Origin of the sequence: Dinoroseobacter sp. PD6 (assembly GCF_028807315.1) — a bacterium.
Taxonomy (GTDB): domain Bacteria; phylum Pseudomonadota; class Alphaproteobacteria; order Rhodobacterales; family Rhodobacteraceae; genus Dinoroseobacter; species Dinoroseobacter shibae.
Genome location: NZ_JARAMN010000003.1, coordinates 255,942 through 277,235, shown reverse-complemented (window position 1 = coordinate 277,235; position 21,294 = coordinate 255,942). Strand labels below are relative to the sequence as shown.

At 61.7% G+C, this 21,294-nt stretch carries 17 protein-coding genes and 1 tRNA gene; 12 read left to right on the top strand and 6 right to left on the bottom strand.

Annotated features, from left to right (window positions below; all coding sequences use genetic code 11):
* Positions 1-178 precede the first annotated feature (178 nt).
* Genes PVW48_RS07005 through PVW48_RS06995 form a run of 3 tightly spaced genes read left to right on the top strand, consistent with a single transcriptional unit; the run spans position 179 to position 2,925 of the window.
* Complete coding sequence (locus PVW48_RS07005; RefSeq protein ID WP_274580830.1) at positions 179-1,840, top strand: TadE/TadG family type IV pilus assembly protein; 1,662 nt, start codon at positions 179-181, stop codon at positions 1,838-1,840.
* Positions 1,837-2,361 (top strand): TadE/TadG family type IV pilus assembly protein, encoded by a 525-nt coding sequence (locus PVW48_RS07000; protein WP_274580829.1) that lies wholly within the window; start codon positions 1,837-1,839, stop codon positions 2,359-2,361. The genes PVW48_RS07005 and PVW48_RS07000 overlap by 4 nt, the downstream gene beginning before the upstream one ends.
* A 9-nt stretch (positions 2,362-2,370) precedes the next feature.
* On the top strand, positions 2,371-2,925 hold the full coding sequence (locus PVW48_RS06995) for a hypothetical protein (protein ID WP_274580828.1): 555 nt from the start codon (positions 2,371-2,373) through the stop codon (positions 2,923-2,925).
* Here the strand turns inward: PVW48_RS06995 and PVW48_RS06990 are convergent.
* Together PVW48_RS06990 and PVW48_RS06985 are read right to left on the bottom strand one after the other, a co-directional pair.
* Positions 2,922-3,341, bottom strand: coding sequence for a hypothetical protein (locus PVW48_RS06990; protein ID WP_274580827.1), 420 nt, complete (start codon positions 3,339-3,341; stop codon positions 2,922-2,924). The two genes, PVW48_RS06995 and PVW48_RS06990, sit on opposite strands and share 4 nt — an antisense overlap.
* Positions 3,342-3,430: 89 nt before the next feature.
* On the bottom strand, positions 3,431-4,060 hold the full coding sequence (locus tag PVW48_RS06985) for a TetR/AcrR family transcriptional regulator (RefSeq protein WP_274580826.1): 630 nt from the start codon (positions 4,058-4,060) through the stop codon (positions 3,431-3,433).
* A gap of 86 nt (positions 4,061-4,146) precedes the next feature.
* Between PVW48_RS06985 and PVW48_RS06980 the strand changes: the two genes are divergently transcribed.
* The 5 genes from PVW48_RS06980 to PVW48_RS06960 all read left to right on the top strand — a co-directional run bounded on the left by PVW48_RS06980 (position 4,147) and on the right by PVW48_RS06960 (position 8,758).
* On the top strand, positions 4,147-4,380 hold the full coding sequence (locus PVW48_RS06980) for a hypothetical protein (RefSeq protein WP_274580825.1): 234 nt from the start codon (positions 4,147-4,149) through the stop codon (positions 4,378-4,380).
* Positions 4,381-4,459: 79 nt separating this feature from the next.
* Positions 4,460-5,746: a homoserine dehydrogenase gene (locus PVW48_RS06975; protein WP_274580824.1), complete on the top strand. Its 1,287-nt coding sequence runs from the start codon at positions 4,460-4,462 to the stop codon at positions 5,744-5,746.
* Between the two features lie 125 nt (positions 5,747-5,871).
* Positions 5,872-6,843, top strand: a complete 972-nt coding sequence (gene glpX / locus PVW48_RS06970) for a class II fructose-bisphosphatase (protein WP_012178941.1) — start codon at positions 5,872-5,874, stop codon at positions 6,841-6,843.
* A 1-nt stretch (position 6,844) separates the two neighbouring features.
* Entirely contained in the window at positions 6,845-8,602 is a 1,758-nt protein-coding gene (recJ, locus tag PVW48_RS06965) for a single-stranded-DNA-specific exonuclease RecJ (RefSeq protein ID WP_274580822.1), read from the top strand.
* 81 nt (positions 8,603-8,683) lie between these two features.
* Positions 8,684-8,758, top strand: a tRNA-Glu gene (locus PVW48_RS06960).
* A gap of 300 nt (positions 8,759-9,058) precedes the next feature.
* Here the strand turns inward: PVW48_RS06960 and PVW48_RS06955 are convergent.
* From PVW48_RS06955 to PVW48_RS06945, 3 genes are all read right to left on the bottom strand, one after another.
* Positions 9,059-9,589: a DUF2478 domain-containing protein gene (locus PVW48_RS06955; protein ID WP_274580821.1), complete on the bottom strand. Its 531-nt coding sequence runs from the start codon at positions 9,587-9,589 to the stop codon at positions 9,059-9,061.
* Positions 9,586-10,794: a molybdopterin molybdotransferase MoeA gene (locus PVW48_RS06950; RefSeq protein ID WP_274580820.1), complete on the bottom strand. Its 1,209-nt coding sequence runs from the start codon at positions 10,792-10,794 to the stop codon at positions 9,586-9,588. Before PVW48_RS06950 ends, PVW48_RS06955 begins: the two co-directional genes overlap by 4 nt.
* Before the next feature lie 147 nt (positions 10,795-10,941).
* On the bottom strand, positions 10,942-13,614 hold the full coding sequence (locus PVW48_RS06945) for a molybdopterin-dependent oxidoreductase (RefSeq protein ID WP_274580819.1): 2,673 nt from the start codon (positions 13,612-13,614) through the stop codon (positions 10,942-10,944).
* Between the two features lie 114 nt (positions 13,615-13,728).
* On the opposite strand from PVW48_RS06945, the gene PVW48_RS06940 reads away from it, so the two are divergent.
* Complete coding sequence (locus PVW48_RS06940; RefSeq protein WP_274580818.1) at positions 13,729-14,433, top strand: response regulator; 705 nt, start codon at positions 13,729-13,731, stop codon at positions 14,431-14,433.
* Here PVW48_RS06940 and PVW48_RS06935 read toward each other — a convergent pair.
* Entirely contained in the window at positions 14,403-17,132 is a 2,730-nt protein-coding gene (locus PVW48_RS06935; protein ID WP_274580817.1) for an ATP-binding protein, read from the bottom strand. The two genes, PVW48_RS06940 and PVW48_RS06935, sit on opposite strands and share 31 nt — an antisense overlap.
* Here PVW48_RS06935 and torT point away from each other — a divergent pair.
* The 3 genes from torT (at position 17,125) to PVW48_RS06920 (ending at position 21,234) form a co-directional block, all read left to right on the top strand.
* Positions 17,125-18,180, top strand: coding sequence for a TMAO reductase system periplasmic protein TorT (gene torT, locus PVW48_RS06930; protein ID WP_274580816.1), 1,056 nt, complete (start codon positions 17,125-17,127; stop codon positions 18,178-18,180). The two genes, PVW48_RS06935 and torT, sit on opposite strands and share 8 nt — an antisense overlap.
* Before the next feature lie 293 nt (positions 18,181-18,473).
* A complete protein-coding gene (locus tag PVW48_RS06925) occupies positions 18,474-19,358 on the top strand; it encodes a helix-turn-helix domain-containing protein (protein ID WP_012178949.1) in 885 nt (294 codons plus the stop codon).
* Positions 19,359-19,569: 211 nt separating this feature from the next.
* Entirely contained in the window at positions 19,570-21,234 is a 1,665-nt protein-coding gene (locus PVW48_RS06920) for a flavin-containing monooxygenase (RefSeq protein WP_012178950.1), read from the top strand.
* Positions 21,235-21,294 lie beyond the last annotated feature (60 nt).

Here is a 21,294-nt window from a genome sequence, read left to right as displayed (position 1 = left end):
CCGCAAATTCATGATCCACGGTGCAAGTTGGGATCGCCTGTCGGGCGGCGCGAAACGTTCAAACCCGGCACAGACTCCTTTGTTTGAGCCGAGTTGTGCCAAGCTTCTGCCCGATTTCGGGGTGACATTGTGGGGTGAGCTTCTGCGTCCGGAATGGGCGCGTGCCAATAGGTGTCCCATGCGTAAAACCGAAACAGATCAAAAATCCGTCTCTTCCCGGCTCAGCGCCCTGAAACTCGTGATCGCTTTCTGTCGTGACGAAGCAGGGGTTCTGACGGGGTTCTCCCTTTATATCTTCATCCTGATGATGATGATCGCTGGCCTGACCATCGATCTGATGCGCTACGAGGCTGTGCGCACACGGTTGCAGGCCACCTCGGACCGGGCCGTTCTGGCCGCAGCGGATCTTGACCAGACCACCAACGCCAAGGCGGTTGTCGAGGACTATTTCGCCAAGGCGGGTATGTCCCAGTATCTCGATGGCGTGCAGGTTTCCAAAGGGCTGAACTTCAAGGAGGTGGAGGCGCAGGTCAGTGCGACCATTCCGACCTGGTTCATGAACATGTCCGGCATCGAAACACTGGATGCCTTCGCCCGCAGCAAGGCAGAAGAGCGCATCCAGAACATCGAAGTCTCCCTCGTCCTCGACATCTCAGGATCCATGGGGTGGGACGGCAAGCTGGCGAACATGCGGACAGCTGCTGACCAGTTCGTCCGGACCATGATGGCCGGCAACGACAACGTGGCAGCCGATGGCACCGGACTGACCTCGGTCTCGATCATCCCCTATCATGCAGTGGTCAATGTGCCGGATGAGCTACTGGCCGAGTACGCTGTCTCCACGCAACAGACGGTTTCGAACTGTGTGCGGTTCACGGCGACGGATTTCCAGTCGATTTCGATCGACCGGACCAAGACGCTCGACCGGTTGGCCCATTTCGACCGCAACAACAGTAATCTCCACACCTTCAACGGGGACCGGCTCATCGGTCGACCGTGGTGCCAGGTGGGCACCTATGGCGCGATCCTGCCTTGGTCGACCAGCGTGACGGACTTGACCAACAAGGTGGCGGAGCTTGGAGCGAGCGGGAATACGGCCACGGATATCGGCATGAAATGGGCAGCGGCCCTGTTGGATCCCGGTACCCAGAACATCGTCGATGACATGATCGACGGAGGTCATCTGGAGGCGGATCTCGCCGGGCGGCCTGTGATTTACAGCGACCCCGAAACAATCAAGGTCGTGGTGCTGATGACAGATGGGGAAAACACCTCGCAATACGATCTGAAGAACGAGTTCAAGGGAACCATGTCGCCTGTCTGGTGGGACGAGGCGAGTGACAGCTATTTCGTCTACTTCCAGAACCGTGCGAACAATGACAAGAAACCCTGGTGGAACGTCGGGCGCACTCCGGAGAGCGACACCAACGGCAACGACTCTGACAAGGGGTCCTGGGAGTGGGAGCTGGGAGAACCCTCGGCACGGCAATTGAGCCATGCGGAGCTCTTTGGGACGTTCAGCGTGCGCTTCATCTCGGAGTTCTTCTTCAGGGTCAAGAACGACAACCAGAAGACCATCCGCGAGAAATACCGCAACGCCGTCACCAGGTATACTGGCAACAGCACGGCGGACGGATACACCGAACAGATCTGCGACCAACTCAAAGCGCAAGACGTCGTGATCTTCACGATCGGCTTCGAGGCGCCGCAGCGCGGACAGGATCTGATGCGCTACTGCGCGTCTTCCTCGGGGCATTATTTCGACGTGGAGGGGGTCGAGATCTCCGAAGCATTCAGCTCGATCGCGAACACGATCCAGCAACTTCGGTTGTCGCTATGATCCGGGGCTTCCGTAAATTTCTGTGTCGTGACGAGCGGGGCACCGCAACGGTCGAATTCGTGATCGTCTTCCCGCTGATCATCGCGGTTTTCATGTCCACCTTCGAGGCAGCGATGCTGACTGCGAAATACACCATGATGGAACGGGCGTTGGACATCACGATCCGGGAGTTGCGGCTCAACGCGAACGCGCCCCTGAGCGAGTCGGATGTGAAGGACCGCATCTGCAACGAAACGCTGCTTATCTCCGATTGCCGCTCCACCATCGTTGTCGAGATGACGACGATCAACCCGCCCGTCTGGAGCTGGCCCAACACCCGCGCGGCCTGTGCCGACAGGATCAACAACACGCTGCCAGTCGTCACTTACACGCAGGCACAGGCCAACAGACTGGTTCTCGTTCGGCTCTGTACCGTGGTGGACCCGTGGTTCCCGCTCACTGGTCTGGGTCTGGCCCTCTCGAAGGATGCCAGCGGTGGCTACCAGATGACCACGGCCTCCGCTTTTGTGGCCGAACCCTAGGAGAGCGGCATGAAATGGTTTCTTCTCAAAACCTTACGATCCCAGTTCGCCCGGGACGAAAAGGGACTGGTGATCGCCGAATTTCTATTTGCCATGTGCTGGTTATGCTGGTGGTACGTGGCCAGCTTCGCGATCTTCGACGGGTTCCGGCAGTACAACGCCTCGATCAAGGCGACCTACACGGTAGGTGACATTCTCTCGCGACAGATGCTGGTCGTGGACCGGAACTACCTGGATGGGCTGCGCGGGCTCTACGAGTACCTGATAAAGTTCGGCAGCGACGCAGACTTGCGCTACACATCGTTGAAATGGGTTGCCGACGAAAACCAGTATGAGGTGCACTGGTCCTATGCCACCGGCGATCGCACCGCGCTGACGACCGCAGATCTGGTTGCGATGGAGAGCAAGTTGCCACTGCTTGTGGATGGAGAGCACATCCTGCTGGTCGAAAGCTGGTCGATCTACCACACGCTGTTTCGCGTCGGCGTGCGCAACGGCCTCGAGTTCAACAACTATATGGTCACGTCGCCCCGGTTCGCCGCCCGTGTGGATTACAGCGGCTAGGAGGCTGTGCGCTGTTCCAAGATCAGGGCGATGGCCTCGGACATCATGTCCGCCTGCGCCTTGTGTGTCGCTCCGCCAACTCCAAGGAACGGGCCCAGCCGCCAATAGAGACCTGGCGCCCAGCATCTCTGCCCGGGTACCTTGAGACGCAGCAGAAAGCCGTTCGAGGGCTTGAAGGCAAACACCCCGCGATTGACGCTCGCGATCTCGTCGAACCCACACAAGAGATCCTCGCCGTTCCGGTAAAGACCATCCTCGCGCAATTCGAGCCAGTGGCGCGTTGCCGCCTGGGTCCGAATGGCCAGCCAGACCGTTCCCGCCAACATCGCTCCGAGAAACAGGGTCCAGACCAGGTCCCCAGGCGGATGAACCAGCAGAACGAAACCCAACAGAACCGCAAGGAGATACAGGATCAACACCGAAAAGACGCGTTTCACAGCGCTGGTTTGCAAGACCAGCACCACGGGCCTGCGGATATCCTCGTCTGTATCTCCTGCGCCGTCCATCAAGACACCGCACGCACCGCGGCGATATCCGATGGTATCTCCCCGGAAGTCACGGTCTGGTGCACCAAAGCAAGATAGATCCGCTCCACCTCCTTGCGATCAAGCCGCCCCCCATCCCGGAACCAGGTTGTCAGCCCCGTCAACATCGCAATCAACGCCATGGTGGCGAGCTTGGTATCGGGCAAGGCGAACTGCCCGCTCCGATGTCCCCGTTTCAGAATTCCCTCCAGCAAGGCCTCATAGCTTCCGCGTTGCTGCGCGATATGGGCGAAATTCTCCGGTGTCAGGTTGCGCAGCTCCATGTAGGAGATGAACACCGCCTCCGCGCGATCGAGGTGGAAAGTGATGTGAAAGCGCGCGAACCGGTCCAGTGCCTCTGCGGGATTCCCGTCGAGATCGACCTCCGCTACGGCATCGAGCAACTCTTCCATATGGACCCTCATCAGGTCGAAGAGCAGCGATTGCTTGTCGGAGGTATAAAGATAAAGCGCCCCGGCCTGCACGCCGACCTCGCGCGCGATCTGGCGCATAGACACGGCCGCGTAGCCATGGCGCGCAATCAGGCTCTGCGCGGCGGCCCGTACACGGGGCCCGGTGATTTCCGAATGCGAACCTGTTTTCCGTGCCATGGCGAAGAGGCTATATGAACAGATGTTCAGTTGACAGGGATTTTTTCCGCTTTCGAGGCACGGACAACGGCACTAGCGTACGGCTCATGCGCCTGCCCTTTCTTTCACTTATCGGACTGATCCTGCTCGCTGGCTGTTCGGACCTAAGGTTCCTCGACACTGCCATCTCCGAGGCCGCGTTGGCTGCAGAGGCGCCGGAGCTTGCACCATTGTCGGAACTACCGATTGCGGTTTCGACAGGCACCGCAGATACCGATCCGACCGAGGCACTTCTGGCGCGGGGGGCCGCGCTGCGCGACAGGGCCGGACAGAACCGGTAAGCGCTTCGCGTTGCACCTGACTTCGCGATTGATTACGAGGGCGCAAACCATGTTTGGCCATTACTGACGGAGCCTGCCCATGTCGTCCCCTCTTCGCCTTGGTATCGCCGGGCTCGGCACAGTGGGTGCCGGTGTGGTCAAGATCATCTCGCGCAAACAGGAGCTTCTGGCCGCGCGCGCTGGACGTCCCATCGAGATCACCGCCGTGTCAGCGCGCAGCCGCGACAAGGACCGAGGCGTGGATATGTCCACCTATGGCTGGGAGGATGACCCCGTAGCTTTGGCGCGGCGCGATGACGTCGACGTGTTTGTCGAGCTGATGGGCGGCGAGGACGGCCCGGCGAGGAACGCAACCGAAGCGGCGCTGGCGGCGGGCAAGGACGTGGTGACCGCCAACAAGGCGATGCTGGCCCATCACGGCCAGGCCCTCGCCATGGCCGCAGAGGACGCCGGGCGGGTGATCCGCTTCGAGGCGGCAGTTGCCGGCGGAATTCCGGTCATCAAGGCGCTGACCGAGGGGCTGGCCGGGAACGAGATCACCCGCGTGATGGGTGTGATGAACGGCACCTGCAACTACATCCTGACCCGGATGGAGGCCGAGGGGCTAGGCTACAACATCTTGTTCGAAGAGGCCGGGAAGCTGGGCTATCTCGAGGCCGATCCGACGCTCGATGTGGGCGGGATCGATGCGGCACACAAGCTGGCGCTGCTGGCCTCCATCGCCTTCGGCACAAAGGTGGACTTCGACGGTGTGGAGTTGGAAGGGATCGAGCAGGTTACCCTTGAAGATATCCGGCATGCGGCCGACATGGGATTTCGGATCAAGCTGCTCGGCGTAGCCCAGCGCAGTGGTCGCGGGCTGGAGCAGCGCATGCGTCCCTGTCTTGTGCCAGCGACTTCCCCGCTTGGGCAGTTGGAGGGGGGCACGAACATGGTGGTGATCGAAGGCGACCAGGTCGGACAGGTCGTGCTCCGCGGGGCCGGTGCCGGCGAAGGTCCGACCGCCTCGGCGGTTCTATCGGACATCATGGACATCGCGCGTGGCGACCGAATTTCCACGTTCGGCCAGCCGGCCTCGGGCTTGGTAACGCCGATCCGGGCACAATCCGCGGTGGCGGCGCCCTACTACCTGCGGATGGAGTTGGAAGACAAACCGGGCGCCTTGGCCAAGGTTGCGACAGTCCTCGGGGATTCGGGCGTCTCCATCGACCGGATGCGTCAGTACGGGCACGAATCCTCCTCTGCGCCTGTGCTGATCGTGACCCACAAGGCAGCTCGGAACGCCGTGGATGCCGCGCTCGAGGCATTGCCGAAGACAGGCGTCGTTCTCGGCACGCCCGTTGCTCTGCGCATCGAAGCGGTTTGAGCCTGCCCTGAATGTGACCTGATCGCACTTTCCTGCCGGTCCCGCGCCGGTGGCGCTTTCCAAGTCGGGACCGCCCCGGTATCCATGCGCCAGCCGACGACGTTTCTGTTGATGAAGGATATCCGATGAACGCCCCTGCCGATTTTTCCGACCGCATGCTGTCCTTGGGACTCGCGCGAGTGGCCGAACAAGCCGCGCTCGCTTCTGCAAATCTGATCGGGCGCGGGGACGAGAAAGCGGCAGACCAGGCGGCCGTGAACGCCATGCGCGACCAGCTTAACCTGCTCGACATCAACGGCGTCGTGGTGATCGGCGAAGGCGAGCGGGACGAAGCCCCGATGCTCTACATCGGCGAGGAAGTGGGCACCGGCACCGGCCCTGCGGTCGATATTGCGCTCGACCCTCTGGAAGGCACCACATTGACCGCCAAGGATATGCCCAACGCGCTGACGGTAATTGCCATGGGGCCGCGCGGCTCGATGCTGCACGCGCCGGACGTCTACATGGACAAGCTGGCGATCGGCCCGGGGTATCCGGTGGATACCGTGACCCTGGCCATGAGCCCGGCGGAGCGGGTGCATGCCTTGGCCAAGGCCAAGGGCGGCGGGGCCGAGGATATTACCGTCTGCGTGCTGGAGCGCCCGCGCCATGAGGACGTGATCGCCGAGATCCGCAGCACGGGTGCCGCCATCCGGCTGATCACCGACGGGGACGTGGCAGGCGTGATCCACTGCGCCGAAGCCGCGATTACCGGGATCGACATGTATATGGGCTCCGGCGGGGCCCCCGAGGGCGTGCTGGCCGCGGCCGCGCTCAAATGCATGGGCGGACAGATGTACGGCCGTTTGCTTTTCCGAAACGACGACGAGATCGGGCGCGCCCGCAAGGCCGGGATCGAGGATCTCGACCGGATCTACACACGCGACGAGCTGGTCACCGCAGATGTCATTTTCGCTGCGACAGGTGTGACCGACGGCTCGATCGTGTCGGGAATCAAGCGCGAGGTGGGCTACTTGACCACCGAGACGATCCTGATGCGCTCCAAGACCGGGTCCGTACGGCGGATGATTTACCGGAACCCGACCTCCGCGACCTGACGTGACCGATGGTCCCGCGTTTCTCGGCGTCGAAAGCTCGCTCACCGGACGCCGCTGGATCGGGTTGAGCCCGGACCAGGACCGCGCGGCGGAGCGGCTTGTGCAGATCACCGGCTTGCCGGATGCCGTTTGCCGCACGCTTGCCCGGCGCGGAGTGGCCCCGGAGGAGGCCGAGGATTTCCTAGCCCCTACCCTGCGCGCGCTGCTCCCCGATCCACGCTCCCTGCGGGACATGGAGCGCGCAGCCGCCCGCGTGAACGCAGCCATCGCGCGGAATGAACGGATCGCGATCTTTGCCGATTACGACGTGGACGGAGGCAGCTCGGCCGCCCTGCTGATCGACTGGTTGCGCGCGCAGGGCCGGACGGCAACGCTTTATGTCCCGGACCGGATCGACGAGGGCTATGGCCCCAACATCCCTGCCATGGAGGCGCTTGCCGACGCACACGACCTGATCATCTGCGTCGACTGCGGGACCCTGTCCCATGACCCGGTGGCGGCGGCGCAAGGGACGGATGTGGTTATTCTCGACCACCACCTCGCGGAGGAATGCCTGCCAGCGGCCCATGCCGTGGTGAATCCCAACCGGCAGGATGAGGATGGCAGTCTCAGCCACCTTTGCGCGGCGGCGGTGGTGTTCCTGCTGCTGGTCGAAGCGAACCGGCAACAGCGCGCGGCAGGTCAGCCGGGACAGGACCTGATGGCGCTCCTTGATCTGGTGGCGCTTGCGACAGTGGCCGATGTCGCGCCGTTGTCGGGTGTTAATCGGGCCTTCGTGCGGCAGGGGCTGACGGTGATGGGCCGACGCGAACGCCCGGGCCTGACCGCACTGTCCGATTCCGCCGGACTGGACAGGGCACCCAGTTCCTACCACCTCGGTTTCGTGTTGGGGCCACGGATCAACGCAGGTGGACGGATAGGGGCGGCGGATCTCGGAGCGCGGCTTCTGGCCACCCGCGATCCGCACGAGGCGGCTGCCCTCGCCGAGCGGCTGGAGAAGCTCAACGCTGAGCGGCGCGATATCGAGGCCCAGGTAAGGGCCAGCGCACTGGAGCAGGCCGAAACCCGGGGCCTGGATGCACCGCTTGCCTGGGCCGCCGGCGAAGGCTGGCATCCAGGCGTGGTCGGCATCGTCGCTTCTCGCCTGAAAGAGACCGCCAATCGGCCAGCCATCGTGATTGGCCTTGAGAGTGACGAGGGCAAGGGATCGGGTCGGTCAGTACCCGGCATTGACCTCGGCGCCGCCATCCAGCGTTTGGCGCATGAGGGGCTGCTCCTGAAGGGTGGTGGGCACAAGATGGCCGCGGGCCTGACGGTGCGCCGTGATCTTCTGGAACCGGCCATGGCGCGGCTGTCCGAACTACTCGCAGCGCAAGGCGCGGATCGGTTGGGTCCCGAAGGGCTGCATGTCGACGGCATACTAAGCCCCCGCGCGATCACTACGGAGCTGATCACCCGGATCGAGGATGCCGGTCCCTTCGGCGCTTCTGCCCCGGCACCCCGCTTTGCCTTGCCAAGCGTCACGATCAGATATGCCAAGCCCGTGGGTGAGAGCCACCTCCGCTTCAGTTTCGCGGGGCCCTGTGGCACCCGAATGGACGGCATCGCCTTCGGCGCGTTCGATACCCCGATCGGCCCTGCCCTTTCCCAATCCGCACGGGGCACGTTCCATCTCGCCGGGCGATTGGAGATCAACAGCTGGGGCGGACAGCACAAGGCCCAGCTGCGTCTGGACGACGCTGCTGCTGCCGAGGCCTAAGCCGATAGCATCGGCAATAAACCTGCATTTTTCGCTTGCGCGCACGGCACGGTTTGCCTAGTAACCCCCCACGTTCCTGATGGCCCGTTCGTCTATCGGTTAGGACGCCAGGTTTTCAACCTGGAAAGAGGGGTTCGATTCCCCTACGGGCTGCCACTTTTTGATAGTTCAATCCCCTCCCATGCGGCCACTCGATCGAGTGGCGAGCATGATTTTTGGTTTCGCGACGCGCCCGATGTGCTGCATTTGGCTGTCTTGTCTGAACCTCGGGCGCAAGACCTGTCGTCTCCGCGATCTCGGCTGGCGGACATGACGACTCCAAGCGGCTTTTCTGGCGAAGCGCAGCGGCTGCACGAGGCACAGGGTTCATCTTGGTCGGACAGAAAATGTCTCCTTCCCCGTAGCAAGGACAGGTCGCACAGGAGCGGATTTCACCATGCAGGCAACCTGTGCTGGTTACGCCGCAGAAGCACAGTCTGGGTGAATAGCGTCGAACCAGTGCAGCGCAGCCTCCAAGCTCATCGCGAGATCAGCTGCCGCCCCGGCCCCGAATTCCGACCAACTCTCGACATAAGCGGGTCGAACGGCGGTCAGCACCGGTATGTCGAGCGCGAGAGCCCTGATCATAAGATCCCGAAATCCGCGTCCTTCGCTTTCACCGCGACCGAACCGGTTAAGGATCAGCAGGTTGGGTCCCTTTTCCAGCTCTTGCTCCAGAAATGCGGAACACTCTGCCAGGGCTCCGGGGTGCAAGCGGCAACCCCGCGATCCGTTACCCAGCGGTTGCGAGATGCGGAATGTCCGATTGGAACCGAACGTGGTGAGGTCCATGTCGGCGCAATGACATTCGCCGCCAGCCTCACCCCGGGTTTGCACCACGCCGCAGACCACGAAGCCGCGTTGCGTAAACGCCTCCGCGATATTGCTGAAAAACGTGTCGATATCGCCGTGATCGAAATGGACGGCAGCAAGAGGAAAGAAACTCATTGGGGATTTCCTTTGTCGCAGAAAGGATGCCAGGCAAGCGCCGTGCCCGCCGTGATCCGAGAGGTGTTCGGTGGCACGATGGCCAGCCCATCTGCCTCGCTCAGCGGTAGCAGTGTGGCCGAAACGCTCTTGCCGAGCCGCCCAAGGATTGGACAGCCTGCAGTGTCATGGCCGACAAGCCGGACCGGAAACACCTCCGCCCGCCCAGCCTTGCGGGTCCAGTCGAACCCTGCAACGGCCGGAACAGGCGCAAAGGCGGTCTGCCGCGCGCCCAGCAGGCGTAGCAGCTGCGGCAGCACGAAGAGATGAAAGCCGACATGCACCGCAAACGGGTTTCCCGGAAGGCCTGTAAAGCCCGCCGCACCCAATTGGCCGAACATCACCGGTTTGCCGGGCTTGATGGCCACACGCCAGCCCTGCACCGTGCCACCCGCCGCCTCCAGAGCGCCACGGATGTGATCCTTGCCGCCCATCGACACCGCGCCCGAGGACAGGACGAGGTCAAACCGCGTACCGATCCCGCCCAAGGCGTCAGCAGTCGACCGCGGATCATCGGGCAAGATACCCAGGTCGCTGACCTCTGCCCCTGCCTGTCGCGCCAACGCCAGAAGCATAGGCCGGTTGGCATCCGGGATCTGGCCAGGCGCACAGGGGCCCGCACAAAGCTCATCGCCGGTTGAGAACACGGCGACACGGGGGCGGCGAACGACCTCGATCTCATAAATACCGTTGGCCGCCAGCAGGCCGATGTGGTGAGCATCGACGTACTTTCCCGCCGCGATGAGGCTTTGACCCACGAACTGATCGCTGCCGGCACGGCGAATATTCGTTCCCGGCGCGTGGACTTGGGAGATATGGACCTTGTGCTGCTTGTCGATGCAAGCCTCGACCATCACGACTGCATCGGCACCGGCCGGCACCGGCGCACCGGTGAAGATGCGGACCGCCGCACCCTCGGGCAGCCGCATGGGCGCATCGCCTGCGGCAACCGTGGCGCCAACCGGCAGGCAGCAGCGATCCGCCAGATCCGCGCAGCGCAGTGCGAACCCGTCCATGGCCGCGTTGTCGAAAAACGGCATCTCGCGCGGGGCGTGCACGGCGCGCCCAATGGTTCGGCCAAGGGCCTCCGACAGGCTCACTCGTTCGGTTTCTTCGATCGGTTGCACCAACGAGATGGCAAGATCGCGTGCTTGTGCAACGCTCATCATCTCCATGCTTGCAGAAAGGCTGTCGCAGCCACAATCACCGGGAACGGGAGCAATGAGCATCTTCCAGGACCTCGAAATTTCGAAAGAATGGCAATCATCGAGAGGGCCGGGCAACCGGCCCACTCGAAGCGTATCTGAGTGCGCTTATTTCGGCGCGTCGGCGGCGTTCTCCATCAGATAGTCCATGACCAAGGCCGCCTCGTCCCCCTCCAGCCCAGCACGCGGGAACATCGAAGGCGTGATGCCGCGCCATTGCTGCTGGGTGAAGTGGGTCACTTCGCGCGGCGCGTGACAGACCGTGCAACGTTCGAAGTAGATCTTCTCACCAGGCCCCATATCTGCCAGGAGTTTCTCGGTCAGATCATAGATCCGATCGAGCCCCAGCTTGTCCTCGTCGATCGCAGCCAGTTCGTAATTCTCGATGATCGGAGGTTTTTCATATGCCGTGTTCGGACCCTCGGGATCCTCGCATTTGCGCATGTAGCACAGGGTCGTATTCGCCGTGGTCGCTTGGGCAACGCCTGAAGACCGCTGCGTCGAGGTAAGGAAGTTGACCAGCCCCGAGTTGCACCGGCCCTTGCTGTCGAGCTGCGGCCATGCCCCCTCGTAGATCGAGACGACTCCGGGCATGATCTCATCGCTGACCACGGCGCCGGCAATGACTGTGCCCCGATCGTTGTAGAGCTCGACCAATTCGCCATCCTCGATTCCGCGTGACGCGGCATCTTCGGAGTTGATCCGCACCGGTTCGCGACCCTGCACCTTGTAGAGATTGCGCAAGTTTTCCGACTGGTCCATCTGGCTGTGCAGGCGGAACCACGGGTGGGGCGAGACAACGTGCAACTGGCCTTCCTTGGCGTTGCCAAGATACTCGTGTTTCTCCATCCAAATCGGCATGCCGGGCATGTCATCGATCTCGAGTTTCGCGAAGTCTTCGCAGAACATCTCGATCTTGCCCGATGTCGTGTGCAGTGGGTTTGCTTCGGGGTCGCTGTAGAAATCACCGTGACGGGTCCATTTGCGGGCCTCTTCGGGCACTTCTTGACGGGCGAATCCCTTTTCCCAGAACTCCTCGAATGGGGTATGCGCAGAGGCGCTGGATTTCTCGTAGGCAAGCTTGATGTGATACATCTTGTCTTCACCATCAGTGAATTGCATCCAGAGGCCAAGCTTGTCAGCCAACCCTTCGAAGATTTCGTAGTCCGGCAGGCTCTCGCCCACAGGCTCGATGACCTTCTTCATCGCGTAGACCTTGTCATTGGAATAGGTGCCGCCGGAGCTGATATCGTCCTGTTCCAGGGTGGACGCCGCAGGCAGAACGATGTCACACCAACGGGTCGCCGCAGTCCACCACACGTCCACACTGACAACGGTTTCCACCTTCTCCAGCGCCTTGATCAGCCGGTTGGTGTCCTGCTGGTGAGACATGAAGTTGTTGCCCGCGTTGAAGACGACCTTCACATCCGGATAGGTGTGGGTGTTCCCGTTGTAGAAAACCTCTTTGCCGGGGTTCTCCAGCATGTCGGTGATCCGGCTGGCCGGGCAGACGGTTTTGACGAAGTTCCGACCCTGAGACAGTCCTGCGGGGTTGGATTTGCCAGAGGCCGGCATACCGCCGTTGCCATAGTGCCAGCTGAAGCCCACACCCTGGCCGGGTTTGCCGATCTTGCCGGTAAGCGCTGCGAAGTTGATTATGGCCCAGTGGGTCATCTCGCCGTGCTGGGCACGTTGAAGCGACCAGGCGCCGGCGATTTCGGTGTTTGACTTCGCGAAAAGCTCTGCCATCTCACGGATCTTCTCAGCGGCGATGCCGGTGATCTGCGCAGCCCATTGAGGTGTCTTCTCGACGCCGTCGGTCTCTCCTTTCAGATAGGCGACCCACTTCTCGGACCCAACGGTATACTTATCCATGTAGGCCTTGTCTTCGAGGCCCATCGCCAGAACATGGTTCGCCATGGCACAGAACAGCGCCACATCTGTGTTGGGCACGATCTTGACCCATTCGGCATTGAGATAGTCATCGGACGCCGTTTTCTGCGGGTTGATCGAGATGAACTTGACGCCGGCATCGCGAATGGTTTCCCAATGCGCATACATCCCGTGGTCGGCCACGCGGTACTCGACCCGGTTGTTCTTGATCGGGTCACAGCCCACCAGCACGAATACCTCGGTGTTGTCGCGGATGGTCTCCCACGCGGATTGCGTGGAATAGACTTCCATGTCGCCGATGATATGCGGCAATGCCACCTGGGACGCCCCCGCCGACCAGTCACCTGCCGTCACTGTGCAACCGCCGATCAGGTTCATCAACCGACCCTGCAGCACGTTGGGACGGAAGGTGCCCGCGTTGGACCAACCGCCGTAGGACGAAGAGAAAATCGTCTCGTTGCCATGGTTGGTCGCCGCGTCGAGAAGGGCTTTGGCGGTCAAGCTCCAGGCGGTATCCCAATCGACGCGGACATATTCTTCTTTGCCACGCAGTTCAGGTTTGATGTCGCCGGTCTCCCAACCTTCGAGATAGGATTTGCGCACCATCGGGTAGTTGATGCGAGACTTGTCATAGGTCCGGTCGATGACGCCAGTGGTCAACATTTCGGTCGGCCGGGCATCGATATCCATTATGGTATTCAGACCCACGAGCTTGCCATCGCGCACAACGCCCTCGAACGGGCCATAATGCGTTGCATGGAAGACCCGGCTGTCGAACGAGTTCGGGTCGAGCGCGGCGAATGCTGTTGTGCCCAACAGATTGGCACTGCCGAAAAGGGCGGCACCGCCCTTGATAAAAGCGCGGCGGGTGGGTTGCGTGAGTGACATTCTGGCCTCCTGAGGATGCGGACTGGGCCAACCTTATGTTCCGGCAACTGCGCAGACCTTGATCCGCCGCAGTTAGGATTGTTCGAAGATGTAAAGAAATGTAACAGTCGGTGCATGACCGGGCACATACTCATTGTCGAAGATGACCGCACGACTCGGATGCGCCTTGCCGCGTATCTGAGGGAACAGGGTTACCGTGTCAGCGAAGCCGAGAACGCCGAACAGATGGAGCAGACCCTTCACGACGACCCGGCTGAACTCTTGCTGGTGGACATCAATCTCGACGGAAAGGACGGGCTGACCATCACGCGGGAGCAACGGGCCGTGTCCCGCGTCGGGATCATCCTTCTGACCGCCCGAGACGATCAGGTGGACAAGATCGTCGGGTTGGAGATGGGAGCCGACGATTATGTGACGAAGCCTTTCGACAAGCGCGAACTGGCGGCGCGGGTCAAGAACCTGCTGGCACGGATTACCGATATCGGTCAGGCCCCACAGGGCGCGCCCGCCGTTCACGATTTCGGGCCCTGGCGTTTCGACCGCATACGCCGCAGGCTGATCTCGGCAGCCCGCATCGAGCCCCTGTCAAAGCAGGAATTCGATGTAATGTCGGCCTTGGCCGACCACCCCGGCCAAACCCTCAGCCGCGCGCGAATTGCCGAGATGATCGGACGACCCGCGGGGCGCGGAAACAATCGCATGATCGATGTCGTCGTCGGGCGCCTGCGAAAAAAGGTGGAAAAGGATCCCGCGAGGCCGGAATGGATTCTGACCGAACACGGCAAGGGTTACCAGTTCGTCGATCCGGCCGCGCTCTGAAGTCCTGTCGCGACAAGCGCGGCTTCGAGGGACTCGGCGGCCTCCATGGCACGCTGCTCAACTTCACGGAGCAACTCTTCATCCAGATCGCTATCGGCTTTTTCCACTGCTGCCAGGACCGCGCAGAACGCATCAAGGCGGAAATTCGACGCTGCCCCCTTGAGCTTGTGCGCTGCCTTGCGCCTGTCCTCTGCTGCGCTTGAGAACAGATGATCGACCGCCCGCGGCAGGTCATCGAGAAACTCCCGCACGATGGCAGCCGTGACCTGCGGCCCCAGGTCCTCTGTATCGGCGCGCAGACTCTCGATGACCGACATATCGTCTCGAATTGCCGTGTCAGGAACGCATTGCTCCAGCACCTCCGCAAGTGCACGCGGCGAGATCGGTTTCGTGAGGATACGGGCAAAGCCAAGGCGCGCGCGGCTCTCGGCAGTGTCTTGCGCCAAGTGAGCCGTCAGGGCGACCAACATGGGCGCATCTTCGCGGCGTCGCAACTCCGCCGCGACCTCCTCCCCGCGCATGTCGGGCAAATCGAGATCGATCAACGCAAGATCGAAACGCTGCGCCCGACAGAGCTGCAGTGCCGCACGTCCGGTGCCCGCTTCGGTCACACGGCAGCCAAGCTTTTCGAGGTAGCCCCGTGCAACCATCAGGTTCACCCGGTGGTCGTCGATCACAAGCACATCGCGGGACATCTTCAGCCCGGGCAGCCAGTCGTCCCCGGCCTGTGCGACCTGTTCAGGATCGCCCAACGAGAGCGGGACGGTCAGCGAAAACCGGCTTCCGACCCCCGCTTCGCTCTCGACGCTCAGCGCGCCACCAAGTGCTTCTGTCAGGCTCCGTGAGATGGCCAGCCCCAGCCCCAGTCCCTCAATGCCGGCTTGCCGCGCCGAATCCGCCCGCGCATAGGCATCGAACGCGCGCGCTAGCGCCTGCGATGTCATCCCGGTACCGGTATCCGCGACCGTGAAACTGAGAACGGGCTGCCCGGACCGCTCATCCATCGCGTGATCGACAGTCAGTGTCACGGTGCCTTCCCTCGTGTATTTGACGGCGTTCGAAATCAGGTTGCCAAGGATCTGACGGATTTTCACTGCATCGCCGTAAAGAACAACGGGCGCGGACTCTGAGAGATCAACCACCGCGGCCAGCCCTTTTTGAGCCGCAAGGGATTGCAGGTGGTGTCCCATCTGGCCGACCAACTCTCGCAGAACAAAATGCACCGGATTGCCGCGGTCCGCGGTGGTTTCCCCGCTGGCGAAGGTCAGGATGTCATTGGTGATCTCGCGCAGGTCGCGCGCAGAGCTCAGCGCCGTCTTGGTGCGAGCCTTGCGCTCGGGGTCCTCTGTCTCCGCTTCCAGCAGGTCCAGCATGCCGATGATGCCATTCAGAGGCGTTCGGATCTCGTGGCTCATACGGGCGAGGAAGGCGCTTTTGCTGCGGTTTGCGGCTTCGGCGTCGGCCCTTGCGGCATTGGAGGCGCGCATTTCAGCCACAACATCGCCCGTACGCGCGATCACCGCCTCTTCGAGACTGTCACGGAGCCGAGCCTCGTCCTGCGCACGACGGCGCAGGATGTTGAGTGCCTTTTCCATGCGCCCGATCTCATCGTGGCCGCTGATCGGCATGGGGTTGCCGTAGTCGCCGCGCGCCACGGCCACGATGCGCTGCGAGATTTCGGAAAGACGACCGATGAGGCGCCTGCGCGCATAGACAAGCAGCATTGCGGCGACCAGCGCGACGCTCACAACCGCAAGGAACAACCCGGACACAAGGACCGATGAACGCTGGCTAGCCAGAGCGATCTGAGCCGCGCCGTCCGCCTGAACCGCATCGCGGGCGAGGCGCGCGCGCGCTGCCAGCTCGGCAATTGTGCTTTGCAGAAGCGCGCTGTCGCTTGCAATGCCAGCCCGGAGGGCCAGCCTTTCCAGGGCCATCGCAGTGAGTCCTTCGGAACCGATTGCCGCCTGCTGTCTTTGCAAAAGCGAGGTCGCATCCAGGGCTACCTGCGGTGACGGCAAAAAAACCATGCGGCGCTGCACCAGGACGAGCGTCCGCGCTAGGCTCTCGTGGGCCGCCTGCACGTCTTCGGGCGTGTTCAGATCTGGCACCTGCTGAAACTGGATTCGCATGGCATCAATCAAGCGTGCCAACTCTGTCAGTCGCTCGAAACCAAAAAAGTAACGATCGGCCAATCGGTCCAGGCCAGGGCGCGGGTCTTCCTCCGGGCTCGCGTAAAGGTCCGCGATGCCAGCGGTGATCCGCAGCCGCGCCAGATCTGTCTCGGCCTCGATCAAGGCGTCCAGCCGCGCACCATCCAGCGCGACGTGTTCGCCGACTTGCTGGATCCGTGCTGCAAGCTGCAACTCTGCACCGGCATTCACGGTCATGCGCTCGAGAATATCGCGAGTCCTCGATGTCTGCGGAAAATCGGCCTCTGGCGGAGCGATGGCCGCCAACTCCTGCATGCCATCTTCGATATCGTCCACGGCCAGTTTGAGGGTCTCTGCAATCTGCGCGAGGTCCTCTTGTGTATCCACTTGCACGAATGCCGCGGCCAATGCGCCGACCAGCTCGCTGGAGGCACCGATCCGGCTGGCGAGCGTTGTGGCAGGCAAGGTCGTTTCGACAAAGGCATTCTTTGTCGAAATAAGATAGCGATTGACGCCGATTGCGGCCAAACCCACGATAATGGCCATGGCAGCCATGGCACTCAGGACCTGGATCAATCGCGTGTCAAAACTCGTGCGTCGCATCTTCCGACAGTACGGGGGCCGTATGCTGCGCACAATCATCTCTATCGGTCTTGCCGCTGGGCTCTGGGGGGTGGGACCTCCGGTTTCCGCTGCCGCAGCCGACCGACAAGTTCTTTGCGTGCTCGTGCCCCATTTCAAGGACGAGTATTGGCTGAGTGTCGGGTTCGGGTTGGAGGAAGAAGCCAGGAAACAGAACGTCGAGTTGTTGTTCTTCGAGGCCGGAGGCTATCGTGCCAGGGCGACACAGATCGCACAGCTGGAACGATGTGCGGCTTTAGGGGTCGATGCCATCCTGATCGGGGCAGTCAGCTCGGACCATCCTGACCTCACCGAAACACTTGCCCAAGTGTCGGCGGACACCCCCGTCTTCGGGCTGATCAACGAAATTCGCAGCGATGCATTGAGCGCCCGGATCGGCGTGGACTGGACGGAAATGGGGCATATCCTGGGAACGTTCCTGCGCGACCGCCATCCCTCGGGTTCAGAACCGAAAACCGCGGTCCTTCTGACCGGCCCCGCCGAATCCGGGTGGACAGGGCCGCTCGAAGCCGGTCTGCGGGACGGGTTGACCGGAAGCACGGTCACGATCCTCGACATCTACAGAGCGGATACCGGGCTGAGGCAGCAACTGCGCCTTGCAGAAGAGGCATTGGAGCATCACCCCAAGGTCGACTACCTGATCGGCAGCGCTCCGGCTATCGAGGCGGCGATCGGTCTCTTCGCCTCCCATGCGGCGCCGCCTGACCGACCGCAAATGCTGGCGACCTATGTCAGCCACACGATCAAGCGCAGCCTTATGAATGGCAATGTCCTGGCAGCATCTTTCGACGACCCGATGTTTCAGGCCCGTCTTGCGATGCTTGCAGCTGTATCGGAAGCGCCCGGTCAAGCACGAGTGGTGGGTCCGGAGGTGCGGTTGCTGAGGGCCGGGGACGAAACGCTAGGACAGATACCGACCTCGCCCGCAGAGTACTTTCCGACACTTCAATAGAGTACGCTGTCTTCGTCTTCCCTGACGTAAACTGCGACTGTTCGGAGATCCGGAAATGCATGGCGCAGAAAGCCGCTAGCATTGCGTTCACGTTTTCTGATGATGGCTGTTTGCTGCGGAGCCTTCGAGAAGAGCAGCAATGTAGAGAACGCGCCAGCGGGAAGCGGCTGACGGACAACGCAATAGGTGCTTTGATCCGCCTGTGCTATATCAGGAGATCGCGAATGAGCGGGCCTGCGCAAGAATCGTGCGCGGGACATATTCCAGACAGCCTTCAGGGGGGAGGATGGTTGATGGGAGGATTGATACCGTTTGAAGAATTGCCCGACCATGTACCGGGCAAGGTGCTTCTGGCAAGCGATGGCCAGAACTGGAAAGACGTGGCGTTGCGGTCCTATCATTACCATGGTCAGGACGTTGTCGTACCTGCCATGCGCGACTTCATGCTGGTCAGCTACAAGTCCGGCACCACACCGATGCAGCGTCGCTTCGAGGGCAAGTGGCAGCGCGATACGCTGGGGCCTGGCGCGACCTCGCTGCTGACCAGGGCCCAGCGCGCCTACTGGAACTGGCACGATCCGATCGACGTGACCCATGTGTACCTGTCGGGGGATCTTGTGGCCGAGGTCGCGAGCGAACTTATGGACTGTGCCGTAACCGAGGTATCGCTGCACGACGTGCTCCGGACGGATGATCCGGTGATGGCCAACGCCGCAGAGGCGATTGCGCGGGAGGCCCGCTCACAGGCACTGGGCGGTGCGCTTTATGTCGATGCAGTGGCACGGGGCCTAATCATCCACCTGCTGCGAAGCTATGCTTCCGTTCGCCTCTTGGAGACCCGCAACAACGACGAGCTCTCCTCTTGGCAGGAGCGGCGGATCGTCGACTTCATCGAAGCGAACATGGCGACATCGCTCGACCTCAAGGCTATGGCCGGGGCACTCGACATGACGACCTGCCTGTTTGCGCGGAAATTCCGACGCAGCTTCGGCAGGCCGCCCTACGCCTTCGTCAAATCGAAACGATTGGAGCGTGCTCGCCGTCTGCTTGCGACCACCGGGTTGCCGATCAAGGCGATCGCCGCCGATTGCGGTTTCTGCGACCAGGCGCACCTGACGCGGATGTTCTCCGCCGAATTCGGAGAAACTCCGGCCGTTTTCCGTCGCAAGGCGCATTGAAACCAACGCGTCGGCCTTCGTGGCCCCTCGGTAGTGTTTCCCGGAGGGGTCACAACTGTTTCCCATTCGGAAACGTACAACAATCGATCCGGGAACGTTCAAGACGCCCCTTCAATCTGCAGTCAGACTTCCTGCACGCGCTGGAGAGAAACTCCGGCACGAGAAGACCAAGTGGCCGGAAAAATGGCCGCTACAGAGGAGGATACGATTGATGCTGGACGAGACAAAGACCCGGAAAAGAAACCCGCTGCCGACCGAGATCGACGCGCTGGTCATCGGCACCGGTGTCGCCGGATTGTATCAACTGCACCAACTGCGTGAGCTTGGGCTGAACGCGCACGCCTGTGATACCGCAACCGATGTGGGCGGCACCTGGTACTGGAACCGCTATCCCGGCGCCAAATTCGACAGCGAGTCTTATATCTACCAGTACCTGTTCGACGAGCGCCTCTACAAGGACTGGACCTGGAGCGAGCGCTTCCCCGGCCAGCGCGAGATCGAGAGGTGGCTGCACTACGTGACAGACCGGCTGGATCTGCGGCGCGATATCTCTTTCTCGACCACCATCACCAGCGCGCGCTTTGACGAGGTGCGCGGGCTCTGGACGGTCGAGACCGACCAAGGTGATGTCGTGACGACACGCTACCTGATCGGGTGCACCGGCATGCTGTCGGCCCCCCTGACCGAGCGTTTCCCGGGACAGGCGAGCTTCAAGGGAAAGATCGTCCATACCGGGCGCTATCCAAAGGAAGGCCTTGCGCTGGAAGGCAAGCGCGTCGCCGTGATCGGAACCGGCGCCACCGGCATCCAGGTGATCCAGACCATCGCGCCCGAAGTGGCTCAGCTGACCGTGTTCGTGCGCACCCCGCAATATGTCCTGCCCATGAAAAACCCCAAATATGGCCCCAAAGAGGCCGCTTGGTACAAGGACCGCTTTGATGAGTTGAAGACCACCATTCCCCATACCTTCACCGGGTTCGAGTACGATTTCGAGAACACATGGGCTGATCTGACACCGGAGCGTCGCCGCGAGATCCTCGAGGAGATTTACGCCGATGGCTCGCTCAAGCTCTGGCTTGCTTCTTTTGTGGAGATGTTCTTCGACGAAGAGGTCAGTGAAGAGATCTCCGAATTCGTCCGCGAAAAGATGCGTGCGCGCCTCAAGGATCCGCGCCTCATCGACATTCTTGTCCCCAAGAAGGGGGATTACGGCTTCGGCACCCACCGCGTGCCATTGGAAACTCAATACCTGGAGGCATATCTGCGCGACAACGTCGAAGCCGTCAGCGTACGCGACAACCCGATTGCCGAGATCGTGCCCGAGGGGGTGAAACTCGAAGATGGCACTGTCTACGAAGTCGACACCATCATCATGGCGGTGGGTTTCGATGCCGGGTCAGGCGCGCTGGCGCGGATCGACATCACCGGTCGGGGCGGAATGAAACTGGCCGAGGAATGGCGCAAGGACATCCGCACCATGCTCGGGATGATGAAACATGGCTTTCCGAACCTGTTCATGACCGGCGCACCGCTCGCGCCTTCTGCGGCGCTCTGCAACATGACCACCTGCCTCCAGCAGCAGACCGAGTGGATCACCAACTGCATCCGCGACATCCGTGCCAGCGGCAATGACGTGATTGAACCGACCAAGGAGGGCGAAGACGCCTGGGTGCAGCATCACGACGAAACCGCCGAGGCCACGCTGATCGCGAAGACCGATTCCTGGTACACCGGCTCCAACGTGCCGGGCAAACCGCGGCGTGTGCTGTCCTATACTGGCGGAGTTGGAGTTTATCGCGACAAATGTGAGGCGATCGCCAAGGAGGGCTATCCCTCCTTCAAGATGAGCAAGGCCAAAACCACGAAGGTGGCCTGAAACCAACCAACCGTGCGCCAGGGTTGACCGGGGCGCACGGCTGTTCACATATCTATTCGG

What these genes read in the sequence shown, in the direction of transcription:
- PVW48_RS07005 (WP_274580830.1), top strand. Translation starts at nt 179, where the DNA reads ATGCGTAAAACCGAAACAGATCAAAAATCCGTCTCTTCCCGGCTCAGC.
- PVW48_RS07000 (WP_274580829.1), top strand. Translation starts at nt 1,837, where the DNA reads ATGATCCGGGGCTTCCGTAAATTTCTGTGTCGTGACGAGCGGGGCACC.
- PVW48_RS06995 (WP_274580828.1), top strand. Translation starts at nt 2,371, where the DNA reads ATGAAATGGTTTCTTCTCAAAACCTTACGATCCCAGTTCGCCCGGGAC.
- PVW48_RS06985 (WP_274580826.1), bottom strand. Translation starts at nt 4,060, where the DNA reads ATGGCACGGAAAACAGGTTCGCATTCGGAAATCACCGGGCCCCGTGTA.
- PVW48_RS06980 (WP_274580825.1), top strand. Translation starts at nt 4,147, where the DNA reads ATGCGCCTGCCCTTTCTTTCACTTATCGGACTGATCCTGCTCGCTGGC.
- PVW48_RS06975 (WP_274580824.1), top strand. Translation starts at nt 4,460, where the DNA reads ATGTCGTCCCCTCTTCGCCTTGGTATCGCCGGGCTCGGCACAGTGGGT.
- glpX (WP_012178941.1), top strand. Translation starts at nt 5,872, where the DNA reads ATGAACGCCCCTGCCGATTTTTCCGACCGCATGCTGTCCTTGGGACTC.
- PVW48_RS06955 (WP_274580821.1), bottom strand. Translation starts at nt 9,589, where the DNA reads ATGAGTTTCTTTCCTCTTGCTGCCGTCCATTTCGATCACGGCGATATC.
- PVW48_RS06950 (WP_274580820.1), bottom strand. Translation starts at nt 10,794, where the DNA reads ATGAGCGTTGCACAAGCACGCGATCTTGCCATCTCGTTGGTGCAACCG.
- PVW48_RS06945 (WP_274580819.1), bottom strand. Translation starts at nt 13,614, where the DNA reads ATGTCACTCACGCAACCCACCCGCCGCGCTTTTATCAAGGGCGGTGCC.
- PVW48_RS06940 (WP_274580818.1), top strand. Translation starts at nt 13,729, where the DNA reads ATGACCGGGCACATACTCATTGTCGAAGATGACCGCACGACTCGGATG.
- torT (WP_274580816.1), top strand. Translation starts at nt 17,125, where the DNA reads ATGGCCATGGCAGCCATGGCACTCAGGACCTGGATCAATCGCGTGTCA.
- PVW48_RS06935 (WP_274580817.1), bottom strand. Translation starts at nt 17,132, where the DNA reads ATGGCCATTATCGTGGGTTTGGCCGCAATCGGCGTCAATCGCTATCTT.
- PVW48_RS06925 (WP_012178949.1), top strand. Translation starts at nt 18,474, where the DNA reads ATGGGAGGATTGATACCGTTTGAAGAATTGCCCGACCATGTACCGGGC.
- PVW48_RS06920 (WP_012178950.1), top strand. Translation starts at nt 19,570, where the DNA reads ATGCTGGACGAGACAAAGACCCGGAAAAGAAACCCGCTGCCGACCGAG.